Source organism: Sorangium sp. So ce367 (assembly GCF_051520455.1).
GTDB classification, from domain to species: domain Bacteria; phylum Myxococcota_A; class Polyangia; order Polyangiales; family Polyangiaceae; genus Sorangium; species Sorangium cellulosum_B.
Genome location: NZ_CP150334.1, coordinates 6,965,585 through 6,976,926 on the forward strand (window position 1 = coordinate 6,965,585; position 11,342 = coordinate 6,976,926).

The window sequence follows — 11,342 nt, forward strand, 5'->3', positions numbered from 1 at the left end:
CGGAACTTGGGTGGGAAGCGTGGGAAGCGTGGGAAGCGCGCGTCATGACCTTGCGACCTCGTGCCTCGCCGACGTCGCCAGGGGAGCGTCCCGCGCCGGCGAAGCGTCCGAGGATCGATTGGATTTCGAGCTCGGCGAACGGCCCGCGCGGCGCAGACGTGGCTCGATTGACGGGCGTATCGCGCGCGTCTATCCGTGCGCCGATGGCCCCGAGCTCTCCCTTGCCCGCGCAGCCGCGGACGATCGCCGAGGACGCGCGGCGGGGATCCCCGGGCGCTGCTCCTCCGAGCCCGGAGGCCGCGCTCATCGCGCGGGCGGTGGCCGGAGAGCCGGCCGCGGTGAGGGCGCTCGTCGACCTGCTGACACCCACCATCCAGGAGCGGGTGATGCGGCCGCTGCTCCGCCGCCGGCGGGCCGCGGGGCACCGCGACGTCCGGCAGGAGGTCGAGGACCTGACCCAGAGCGTGTTCCTCTCGCTCTTCGCGGACGGCGGGCGCACGCTGCGCCAGTGGGACGCCGGCCGGGGGCTGCCGCTCACGAGCTTCGTGGGGCTCGTGGCCGAGCGCGAGGCGTGCTCGATCCTGCGCAGCCGCCGCAGGAATCCCTGGACCGAGCAGCCCACCGAGGACGACGCGCTCGAGCGCGTGGACGGCGCCTCCGTGTCGCCGGAGCCCGCGGCGATCTCGCGGGAGCTGCTCGCGGCGATCGCGCGACAGCTCCGCGATCGGCTGAGCGAGCGCGGGATGGAGCTCTTCTACCTGCTGCTCGTCGACGAGCGATCCACGGAGGAAGCGTGCGCCATCACCGGCATGACGGCGGACGCCGTGTATGCGTGGCGGAGCCGCATCGCCCGGCTCGTCCGGCAGATCGCCGCGGAGCTCGCGGCCGAGGCGGAGCCGAGAGGGCGCGGCGCGTCGCCGAGCGCGGCGAGCCCGGGAGGGGGACGATGAACGACGACGATCTGCTGAAGGCGCTGGCGCGCGCCGCGCGCGAGCACGACCGAGCGAGCGATCCGCGCTGGTCCGCGAGGGCGCTGGGGACGCTCGAGGCCGGCGAGCGCGACGCGCTGGAGGCCGAGGCGCAGCGCTCCCCGGAGGACCGCGAGGCGTGGGAGGCGTCACGCCCGCTGGACGGCGAAGCGCGGGCGAGGATCGCAGACCGGATCCTGGCCGGGCTGCAGGCGAGCGCGGGCGAGCGAGGCGCGGAGACGGGAGGCGCGGCGGCGGCGGCGGAGGCGGCAGGCGCCGCCGCGGCGGCCGTGGAGGTGGCAGGCGCCGCCGCGGCGGCAGGCGCGGAGGCGGCAGGCCCGCCACCTCCGGGACAGCGCGCGGCGGAAGCGCGCGGCGGCCAGGTGCTCCCGCTCCCGCGAAAGCCGGGCCGAGCGCCCTGGCGGACCGCGGCGACGGCCCTGGCGGCGGCCGCCGCGGCGGTCCTCGTCGTGCGGCTCTCGCTGGAGGGCGACAGGCACCATCCGCGCGGCCTGCTCGACGATCCGGGCGCGGTGGCCATGCTCCCGGTGCCCGCCTACGCCATGACGCTCGCCGGTGGCGAGGTCCGCGAGCGCTCCGCCTCCAGCGGCGCCGGCGCGACAGCGCGGCTCGGGCCCGGATCGCGGCTCGAGATCACCCTGCGGCCCGCAACCCGGGTCGACGGCCCCGTCGCGGTGCGCGCCTTCCTGATCCAGGGCGAAACGGCGCGCCCCTGGGACGTGCACGCCGACCTCTCGGAGCAGGGCGCTGCGCGCATCGAGGGCGAAACGGAGACGCTCTTCCCAGGAGTGCCCGAGGGCGAGTGGGAGATCGCGATCGCGATCGGACGGCCGGCGGCGCTGCCGGACAGCACGGCCGGGCTGGCGGACGCGCGGTCGTCAAAAGCGGAAAAAGATAATAAATTCCGCGTTTTACGCTTCAACGTGCTCCTCCTCCCGCGCGCAGCGCCGCCCCCCCTCCCCACCGCCCGACCCGACGCGCCCTCGAAGGACCCATGACGCGCTGGCGAGCGCTCCGGCCCGCGCTGGGCGCAGCGATCCTCGGCGCGGCGGCGCTGGCGCCGGGATGCGACGCGCGCTGCCCGACGGGGACCGCGGCCCCGGCGACCTCCGGGGCGTCCGCAGCCCCGGCGACCGCCGCGGCCCCTGCGCCGCCCCTCGAGGTGGAGTTCGCCGGCTGCAGCGCCGTGCACGCCGGGCCCGCCTGCGCGCTTCCAGACGACCGGACCCTCCGCATCTGGGTGAAGGCCCCCGCGGACGCCCGCGTCGCGATCGCCGTCGACGCGGCCGTCGCGGCGGACGCCCCGCTCGCCACGCTCGATGGGGCGCGCGTCCAGGGAGGCGTGCTGGCGCGCGTCCCCGTCCCGGAGGGCGCCCGCGCCCTCTCGGTGACCGCCGAGCGGGGCGGCGGGCGCGCGTCGTTCCGCCTGGAGCTCCGCCCGGCCATCGACGCGCCCCGGCTGAAGGAAGCCGAGGCGCTGCGCCGGAGCGGCGACCTCGACGCGGCGTCCTCGGCGCTCGACGCGCTGGCGTCCGGCGCGGACCCCGCCGTCCAGGCCCTGGCGATCGGCAAGCGCGCGCGCGTGGATCTCGCGCGCGGCAGGATCCCGGAGGCGATCGCGGGCTTCGAGGCGTCGATCCGGGCGCACCGGGCGGCGGGGCGGATCTCCGACGAGTTCCTCGACCGCTTCGCGCTCTCGTACACGCTCCTCTACAACGGGCGCAGGTTCGCGGAGGCGCGGGCGGCGCTCGACGCGCTCGGGCCGCTCGAGGCGAGCCACCCCGAGGGGCGCGCGGTGAAGCCGTACTACGCGGCGCTGCTCGCGTCCGAGGCGGGCGACCTGCGCGCGGCGCTCCGGCAGCTGGACGCGTCGGCGGCGGGCGCGGAGCGCCTCGGCCTGAGCGACCACCGGCTGCACGTGCTCCAGGAGCGCGCCGACGTGCTCCAGACCCTGGGCCGACCGCTGGAGGCGCGGGCGCTGCTGCGCGACGTGCAGGCGTCCTCCCCGGCCGGGAGGGCCCCGTGCGAGCGAGCCTCCCTGATGAACGACCTCGGCTGGAACGCTCTCCAGATCGCGTGGGCGAGCGGCGGGTCCAGCGGGCAGCCCGCGCGCGCCGAGCGGCCTCGATCCCTCGCGGACGCGGAGGCGCCGCTCACGGCCGCGCTCGATCTGTACGGGGCCGCGTGCCCGAGGCCGGCGCAGCGCGCGAACACGCTGACGAACCTGGCCCTCGCGAAGCTCGAGGCCGGTCAGACGGAGGCGGCGCGCGCCCGCCTCGACGAGGCCCGGCGGACGGACGCGCACCCCGACGCCGGCGTGGCGATGTACTGGCTCGAGATCGAGGGGCGCATCGCGCTGGGCAGCGGCGATCCCGCGAGGGCGCTGCAGGTCTACGGCCGGCTCGCGCGGCTCGCGGAGGCGAGCGACCTGGCGGAGGGCCGCTACCGCGCGGCCCTCGGCCGCGGGCGGGCGCTCGAGGCGATGGGGCGGCTCGACGCGGCCGCCGTGGCCTACGAGCAAGCGGAGGAGGTGCGGGGCGACCTCGGCGCGCTCGTGCCGCTCGGGCAGGGCCGGGGCGGTTACCTCGGCCGCCTCGAGGAGAGCGCGCGGCTGCTCGTCGACCTCCTGCTCCGGCGCGATCGGCGCCGCGCCCTGCGCGCCGCGCGGCGATCACGCGCGCGCGCTCTCGCGACGCTCCGCTGGATCGACCGCATCGAGGCGCTCGGCGGCGAGGAGCGGGCGCGCTGGGAGAGCGCCCTCGCGGCGTACCACGAGGCACGCGCGGCCTTCGACGAGGAGGGGCGCGACGACTGGCGGCTCTCGTCGGACGAGCTCGAGGCGGCCCGGGTCGCCCGTGCGTCGCGCGGGCAGTCAATCCGCGCGCTGGTCGACGAGGCGCTGCTCCTGGTGCGGCACGGGGAGCCGGCGGCGGCGGAGCTCGCGGCGGCGTCGGCGCTGGAAGAGGGCGAGCTGCTGCTCGTGGTCCATCCGATCCGCGAAGGGTGGGCCGGCTTCGCCGTCACCCGCGACGGCGTCGCGGCCAGGCGGCTGCCGGCGCTCGACGTCTCCGCCCCCGGCGCGGCGCTGGCCACGCGGCTGCTCGCGCCGTTCGATGCGCAGCTGCGCGCGGCCACGCGCCTCCGCGTCGCCGCCCATGGCGAGCTCGATCGCGTCGACGTCCACGCCCTGCCCTGGGACGGCGCGCCGCTCGTCGCGCGCATTCCGGTGACCTACGGCCTGGATCTCCCCCAGCGCGGCGCCCAGCCCGCGGAGGGAGCCGGCGCGGGCGAGGCGCTGGAGCGCGCGCTCGTCGTGGCGGATCCGCGGCGCGATCTGCCGGCCGCGCGGCGCGAGGCGGACGCGGTCGCGGCGGCGCTCACCGGGAAGGGGCTGCGCGTCGAGCGGCTGTCGGGGGGGCTCGCCACGCGCCGCGCGGTGGCCGGCGCGCTGGAGGAGCCCGGGCTCGCGCTCTTCCACTACGCGGGCCACGGCGTCTTCGGGGGCCTCGACGGCTGGGACAGCAGCCTCGCGCTCTCCGGCGGGAGCGAGCTCGCCGTGGGCGACATCCTGGCGCTGCGCCGAGCGCCCGCGCGGGCGGTCCTGTCCGGCTGCGACACGGCCCGCACGGAGGCCGCGTCCGGGGCGCGGGGGCTCGGGCTCGGCCTGGCCCAGGCGCTGCTCATCGCCGGCGCGCGCTCGGTGATCGCGGCGACGCGCCCGGTCGACGACGCGCTGGCAGAACGGGTGATGACCGCGCTCTACGCCGGCGAGCGAGGAGAGGCGGGCGCGCAGCTGCGCGAGGCGACCCTCGCGGCGCTGCGGGCGGATCCGTCGAGCGACTGGGCGAGCTTCCGGGTGCTGGTCCCCTGACGACCCCGAAGAACGCTCGAGATCTGTCAGACGCCGGGAGGCGACGGAGAAGAACAGATCGACCCCGGAAACGACACGGAGGATCCGAACCATGCGAAGCTCGATTTTCGGTCTGAGCACCCTTCTCCTCGCCGCGTGCGGTCCGTCGATGCACGCCACGCCCGTCGAGTCGGCCGCGGACACCGGCCAGGCGGCGCAAGCGCTGTCATCCCCTGTGCAGCCGCAGCCGCCACCCCCGGTCTGGGACAGACCTCGACGACCGCCGATCCCTCAGTGCGGTGCATGCGCGGCATACGTCCTGCGCACTCAAAAGCTGTACGTGGTCCTCGCTGACATGGACCCGATGCCCACGGTCTCGGTGAAGTTCCGATCTTTGAGGTCGGAAACTGAGCCGCTCGAGAGGTTCGAGCTCAGTCCGGTCCCCGACGGCACCGGGAGGGCCGTCTACGTCGTGCCCAAGGGGCCGATGGGCGGTGTGGCAGAGGTCATCGTGCAATGGACAGCCCAGGGCAAGGCGCAGGAACTCACGGCGCAGGAACTCACGGCGAAGGAACCCACGGCGAAGGAACCCACGGCGAAGGAACCCACGGCGAAGGAACCCACGGCGAAGAAACCCGCGGCGAAGGAGCTCAGAGCCGACGTGCTGGACTCGTGGGGCGGGTGGGGCTCCCTGGACAAGAAATGACGATCGGAGGCTGAAGAGAGGTCGCGCGCAGGGCCGTCGGAGCGAAGAGCGACGGCCCGCGCCGCAGCGGCGCTGCGCGAGAGACCACGACGGCGCCCGCCACGGTTGGCGGGCGCCGTCGCTCAAGCAAGGCGGACTCGGCAGGCTCCGCGCGGGGTCACGGGGCCAGGCACCTCACGTAGTTCGCAAGGCATGTCGTCTCTCGCGCCTGCCGGTTGCGGTCGCACTCCGCGTAGCAGGGGGAAACGCTGACAAGACACACTCCCGTGACGCGGTCGCAGTACTGCTGCTCGCATCGCGCGTGGCACGCGGCCCGGTACCCTTCATTCGCGGCCCGGCACACCGCGAGCGCGGCGTCGCACACCGCGCGGCTCCGGTTCGCGGCGGGCGCATCCTTGCCGAGCGGCTCGCCCGACCCGCCCAGGGTGTCCAGGGCGACGGCCTGCTCACCGAGAGCGCCCGCCTGGGTCCACTCCTCGTCGAGGGGGTCCGGCGCCAGGTCCGCCGGTGGCCCAGCGTCGACCATGCACCCGGCGAGCGTGGCCGCGAAGACGCCCGTGAGCGCAGCGGCGATAGCGCGAGTGTGCCTGTACGGATACGAGAGCATACGATCCTCCTGTGATCTGCCTGATTGCATGATGAACGAGCCTCTGGGTGCAGCGATGACGACCCTCGTCGGCGCCGCGGCGTCACCTCGAGAACCACCCGTTCATGGATGGAAGTTCACCGGCACCTTGTTGCTCGCGCCGCTCCCGTTGCGCACGCGGATGTACCCGGGGCCGACGCCGCTCGGGACCTGCACCGTGAGGCTCGTCGCGCCGATGCTGGTCGGGCTGGCGAGGGCGGTGTGCGTGGCGTCCACGAACTCGACCTGCGCGCCGGGCCCGAAGCCCGAGCCGGTCAGGCTCACCGTCGTGCCCCAGTGCATGACGTCGGCGTTGTTGAAGTCGAGCCAGAGCCCGCCGCGCACGAACACGCCGGACGAGAGCATCGGGCTCTCCTGGAGGATCAGCTGCTCGTGATCGAGGAAGTCGGTCGTCGGATAGTCGCCGTGCCACGCCATGATCGTCGTGCCCGAGGTGCCGTCCGGGTGGTGCAGGCCGAACGAGTGCCCGAGCTCGTGGGCGACGGTCCCCTTCGGCACGCCGCCGTTGCACTGCCACGTGGCGTATCCGCAGTGGATCGCGAGCGGCTCCCGCACGCCGGAGAGGGGCTCGAGCACCCAGTCGCCCACGAGGGCGAATCCGGTGTAATCGCCCTGGAGGTTGGCGCCCGCCCAGCCGCCGCCGCCCTGCGCGAAGACCAGCGTGGACTGCCGCGCAGGGAAGCCGCCGACGGCCTGCGACACCGCGTTGAGCCAGTTCGGGAGCTCCTGCGGGTTGTTCCGGCAGGCGCTCGTCGGCGTCGGGCCGCAGCGCATGGTCAGGTAGTTCTGGGACGAGCGCACCGGCTGGACGAAGCCCACCAGGTGGAACGAGCCGCCCGACTCCTCGCGGTACCAGCCGCGCAGCTCGTCGAGGTACGTGTTGATCGCGTCGACGTACTCCTGGTGATACGGCTGGTCGCTCGGATAGACATAATACGCCCTCACCGGGTAGATCTCGCCCCCCGCGAGCTGCGCCACCTGCGCGTCGCTCAGGGCCTGCTGGTAGAGGCGGACCTCGTCGATCAGGCCATTGTAGGCGTTCCAGCTGGGGTGTCCGCCGATGACGATCGGCCGCGTCGATTGCTGAAGCGCGCCCGACGCGGGCGTCGACGCGCGGAGCACGCCGTTGACGTAGAGCTTGAGCGCCGCGCCGTCGTACACGCCGGCGACGTGCGCCCACGCGTTGGCGACGGCCGGGGCCTGGACGATCGCGTGCCGGCCGAAGCCTCCGCCGGGGAAGGCCACGGAGAAGAAGTACTTGCCGTTGTCGATGCCGAGCAGGAACGAGTCCGCGGCGTACCACTGGTTGACGATGGTGCGGCTGCCCGTCACGCTCCGCGGGTTGACCCAGGCCGCCGCGGTGATCCGGTCCTGGAAGTGGAGGTAGCTCCTCCCCTCGCTGCTGATCTCCACGCGATCCCCTGCCCCGTCGAAATCACCGGCCGACAGGGACCATCCGGGGCTGCAAAGGCGGCGGCCGGACATCACGCCGAACGCCCCCCGGCCCGAGTCCTCGCGAACGCGCGTGATCGCGCCGGCCGCGCAGGTGTCGAAGCTCCAGTAGGCCGCCGGCGTCGGCAGGCTGGCCCGGTCCGCGACGAGCGGGGCAGAGGCCGCAGCTGTCGCCTCGTCTTCAGGCTCATCGGCAGCGCCGGCCGCGACGCAGCCCGCGAGGCTCGCCGCCAGGGTGAGGACGATCGTTCGAGATACCGTGAGCATGGGGGTCCGCATGGGAAGGGATGCCTTTCTCGCCTGGCGCGCGCGCGCTCCCGTCGGAGCGCGCGGCGCGCCGGCGGCGCCAGTGCCGTGAAAGAAGGCAGCGCTCAGGGGTTCATCCCGAGCCGTCCGCCTGCCTGCCTGTTACTTCGCCGCGGCTCCCCGGGGCCTGACATGGACCGAGAAAAAAATGATGGCGGGGGCTCCGCCCGGGAGGAGACGGGAGGAGAGGCCGGGCGGTCGCGCCGCCGGCCCGGTGCACCGAGCCCAGGCCCTCAGGCCCGGGCGCTGAACGGGCAGCCGTGAGACCTCATGGCGGCCGCCACGGGCTCCGTCACCTCAGGCTCCGCCGTCGCGGGCTCCTCCCGCCCTGCCGGCGCCGCCCGTACGGCGCTCGACGGCTCCCGCCGCTTCAGGATCATGCGCATCCCGTTCACCGGCTGCAGCGAGATGAACCCGCGGCAACGCGGGTCGAAGCCGGGGACCAGCCGGAGCCGATAACGCTGCAGCGCCATCGCGACCATGATCTTGCCCTCGAGCTGCCCCATGAACTCGCCCAGGCAGATCCGCTGGCCGGCGCCGAAGGGGATGAAGGCGAGCTTGTCGTCCGCGCTCCGGCGGTGGTTCGCGAAGCGCTCGGGCTTGAACTCCAGCGGATCGCTCCAGAACTCCGGGTGCCGGTGCGTGACCCACGGGACGATGGCCACCGTCGACCCCGCGGCGACCTGGTAGCCGCCGAGGACGTCGTCCTCCAGCGGGCTGCGGAGGATGAACGGCACGGAGGGCAGCAGCCGGAGGCACTCGTTGAAGACCATGGTGAGGTAAGGCATCGACTCGATGTCCCGGGCCGTCGGAGATCGGCCGCCGAGGACGCGATCGATCTCGTCGGTGAGGCGGGCGCACACCTCGGGGTGCTGCGCGATCTGGTACAGCGCCCACGAGGCGGTGACGCTCGAGGTCTCGTGCCCGACCATCAGGATGGTCTTGATCTCGTCCCGCAGCTGCGCGCGGTCCATCTTGGCGCCAGTCTCGGGGTCGACGGAGTTCATGAGGCGGACGAGCACGTTGTCCTCGCCGCCCGCGCCGCGCTGGTAGCCGTCGATGATGCCGTCGATCACGGTGTGCACGCGGCCCATGGCCCGGCGGAAGCGCAGGTGGCTGGGCAGCGGCCAGGACAGGGGCGGGTTGACCAGCGAGTACATCCGCTTGAGCGCGATCGAGAGCGCATATTTGAACGCCTCGCGGACGGTGTCCGTGTGGGCCTCCAGCGCGGCGCCGAAGAACGCCTCGCCCGCGATACCGAACGTCACGTCCATCATGTCGTCGTTGATGTCCCGCTCGAACTCGCCCGGCTGGGCGTCCCAGCGCCGCAGCACCGCCTCCATGTGGTCGACGATGATGGGGACGAACTTGAGCGTGTTGGCGTGGTTGAACTGGGGCTGCACGTGCCTGCGTTGACGCCGCCAGAGCTCACCCTCGCTGTTCACGAGGCCCCAGCCCAGCACGGGCGCGAGCTCGTGGTAGCGCTTGCCCTTGGGGTAGTTCCGGGCGTTCGTGCGAAGGACGTGCGCGATGTCGTTCGGGTGAAACGCCATGACGAAGTCCTCGGCCCCGGGCGCCCGCAAGCGCACGACGTCGCCATGACGCGCGAAGAGGTCCTCGTAATGACGCATGTCACCGGTCCTGAAATTCGCCAGGTACCGCAGGCTGGCGAGCGGGCCAGGGCCCGGGGGCTGCCGATCGAGAGTGGCACTCATGATTCCTCCTTCTTCGCGAGCTCCAAGGAAGCTGACGTGAGCTGCTCCGCGCGGACCTGCGCCGAGCGCACCCCGGCGCCGGTCATCGCCGCGGTCAGATGCACAGCGAGCCTCCGCCGTCGACGGTGAGCGTCGCGCCGTTGATCCTCCGCGCCCCGTCCGAGAGCAGCAGCAGGACGGCCTCGGCGACGTCGTCCTCGGTGCAGAGCCGGCCGCCCGGCGTGCGCGACTCCCAGTACGGGAGGATCCGCTCGTGATCCGGGTAGTTGCTCGTCACGTGGCCGTAGATCGGCCCGGCGGAGACGCAGTTGACCTGCACGTTGCGCGGGGCGAGCTCGACGGCGAGCGCGCGCGTGAGCGACTCCACCGCGGCCTTCACGGCGCCCATGGCGCCGAAGTGCTCGAGGTACCTCGACGAGCCGTTCGACGAGAGCGCGACGATCCGACCGCCGCCGTGGCGCTCCATCAGGCGCGCCGCGCGCATGGCGCACAGGTGGTAGCCGATGACGTTCGTGCGGAAGGCCAGCTCCCAGTGCTCCGGGGTCGTCTGCTCGAGGGGGCCGAAGCGGCCGTTCGACGCGTTGCTGACGAAGTGGTCCAGCTCGCCGACGTCGCGCGCGATCGCGTCGAAGAGCCTGTCGATGTGCGCGGGGTTGGCGACCGAGCCCCAGACGTGCACCGCGTCGCCGCCGGCGCCGCGAATCTCATCGGCGACCGCCTCGCCGTCGTCCCGCGAGTGGAAGCTGTTGACGACAACCCGCGCGCCGGCGCGACCGAGCTTCGCGGCGATGGCACGGCCCAGCCCGCGGCTCGATCCGGTCACGAGGACCGTCTTGCCCGCAAGCGCCACCCCGGGGGCAGGGAGCGCCCGCTGCGCCGCGGGGGCCGCAGGGGCGCGCGCCGCGGTGACCTGCGCGGGCGGCGCGGACTCGACGAGGCGCGCGAGATCGCCGACCGTGCGGGCCTCGTCGAGCGCCACCCCGAGCGCGCCCGGCTGGGCGCCGCGCTGCCAGAGGAGGGAGCGGAGCTCGTCGCGGCGGCGGAGGTCGACCCCGAGGTCCTCCTCGAGGCGCGCGTCGGGGACGAGCAGATCGACCGGGTGGCGGGTCGCGTCCGCGAGCGCCTGGACCACGACATGGAGCGCCTCGCCCGCGTGGCCATTGGCGTGCCTTCCGGCCTCATTATGGCCATTGGCGTACCTTCCGACCTCCATGTGGCCATTGGCGTGCCCTCCAGCTTCCATATGACCATTGGCGTGCTTCGCCGCCTCCACGTGGCCATTGGCGTGCGCTCCGGCCTCGACATGGCCATTGGCGCGCCCTCCGGCCTCGACATGGCCATTGGCGTGCGCTCCGACCTCGACATGGCCATTGGCGTGGTTTCCGGTCTCCACGTGGCCATCGGCGTGCTCTCCGGCCTCCGCGCTGGCCGCGATCGTTCGCGACAGGAACTCGCTGACGCGGGCCACCGTCCGCAGCTCGTCGGGCGCCGCCTTGAGGGCGTTCGCGAGACCGAAATCGGCGCGCAGCGTCGCGAGGATCTCGCCGCGCTTCACGGAGTCGATGCCGAGGTCCTGCTCCAGATCGGCGTCGGCGACGACGACCTCGTCGGGGTAACGGGTCATGCGCACGAAGACGGAGCGAACGTGGTCGAGGAGATCATGAGATTGCATCGTCGA

General features: G+C 73.7%; 8 protein-coding genes. 4 read left to right on the forward strand and 4 right to left on the reverse strand.

The window, feature by feature from the left end; translation table 11 throughout:
* Positions 1–203 precede the first annotated feature (203 nt).
* From WME97_RS26445 to WME97_RS26460, 4 genes are all read left to right on the forward strand, one after another.
* A complete protein-coding gene (locus WME97_RS26445) occupies positions 204–950 on the forward strand; it encodes an RNA polymerase sigma factor (RefSeq protein ID WP_437541168.1) in 747 nt (248 codons plus the stop codon).
* The gene (locus WME97_RS26450; RefSeq protein WP_437541170.1) at positions 947–1,987 is read left to right on the forward strand and encodes a hypothetical protein; all 1,041 of its coding nucleotides are present in this window, start codon (positions 947–949) and stop codon (positions 1,985–1,987) included. Before WME97_RS26445 ends, WME97_RS26450 begins: the two co-directional genes overlap by 4 nt.
* Positions 1,984–4,860, forward strand: a complete 2,877-nt coding sequence (locus WME97_RS26455; RefSeq protein ID WP_437541172.1) for a CHAT domain-containing protein — start codon at positions 1,984–1,986, stop codon at positions 4,858–4,860. Before WME97_RS26450 ends, WME97_RS26455 begins: the two co-directional genes overlap by 4 nt.
* Positions 4,861–4,951: 91 nt before the next feature.
* Positions 4,952–5,545 carry a hypothetical protein gene (locus tag WME97_RS26460; protein WP_437541174.1) on the forward strand — a complete coding sequence of 198 codons (594 nt, stop codon included), beginning with the start codon at positions 4,952–4,954 and terminating at the stop codon, positions 5,543–5,545.
* A gap of 157 nt (positions 5,546–5,702) precedes the next feature.
* Here WME97_RS26460 and WME97_RS26465 read toward each other — a convergent pair whose 3' ends face one another.
* The 4 genes from WME97_RS26465 to WME97_RS26480 form a co-directional block, all read right to left on the reverse strand.
* Positions 5,703–6,152, reverse strand: coding sequence for a hypothetical protein (locus WME97_RS26465; RefSeq protein ID WP_437541175.1), 450 nt, complete (start codon positions 6,150–6,152; stop codon positions 5,703–5,705).
* Positions 6,153–6,254: 102 nt separating this feature from the next.
* The gene (locus WME97_RS26470) at positions 6,255–7,922 is read right to left on the reverse strand and encodes a LamG-like jellyroll fold domain-containing protein (protein WP_437541177.1); all 1,668 of its coding nucleotides are present in this window, start codon (positions 7,920–7,922) and stop codon (positions 6,255–6,257) included.
* Between the two features lie 260 nt (positions 7,923–8,182).
* A complete protein-coding gene (locus WME97_RS26475) occupies positions 8,183–9,664 on the reverse strand; it encodes a cytochrome P450 (RefSeq protein ID WP_437541179.1) in 1,482 nt (493 codons plus the stop codon).
* A 94-nt stretch (positions 9,665–9,758) separates the two neighbouring features.
* On the reverse strand, positions 9,759–11,336 hold the full coding sequence (locus tag WME97_RS26480; protein WP_437541181.1) for an SDR family oxidoreductase: 1,578 nt from the start codon (positions 11,334–11,336) through the stop codon (positions 9,759–9,761).
* Between the last annotated feature and the right edge of the window lie 6 nt (positions 11,337–11,342).

Bases quoted from the DNA above. Each gene is read 5' to 3' on its own strand.
- WME97_RS26445 (WP_437541168.1), top strand. From the start codon at position 204: ATGGCCCCGAGCTCTCCCTTGCCCGCGCAGCCGCGGACGATCGCCGAG.
- WME97_RS26450 (WP_437541170.1), top strand. From the start codon at position 947: ATGAACGACGACGATCTGCTGAAGGCGCTGGCGCGCGCCGCGCGCGAG.
- WME97_RS26455 (WP_437541172.1), top strand. From the start codon at position 1,984: ATGACGCGCTGGCGAGCGCTCCGGCCCGCGCTGGGCGCAGCGATCCTC.
- WME97_RS26460 (WP_437541174.1), top strand. From the start codon at position 4,952: ATGCGAAGCTCGATTTTCGGTCTGAGCACCCTTCTCCTCGCCGCGTGC.
- WME97_RS26465 (WP_437541175.1), bottom strand. From the start codon at position 6,152: ATGCTCTCGTATCCGTACAGGCACACTCGCGCTATCGCCGCTGCGCTC.
- WME97_RS26470 (WP_437541177.1), bottom strand. From the start codon at position 7,922: ATGCGGACCCCCATGCTCACGGTATCTCGAACGATCGTCCTCACCCTG.
- WME97_RS26475 (WP_437541179.1), bottom strand. From the start codon at position 9,664: ATGAGTGCCACTCTCGATCGGCAGCCCCCGGGCCCTGGCCCGCTCGCC.
- WME97_RS26480 (WP_437541181.1), bottom strand. From the start codon at position 11,336: ATGCAATCTCATGATCTCCTCGACCACGTTCGCTCCGTCTTCGTGCGC.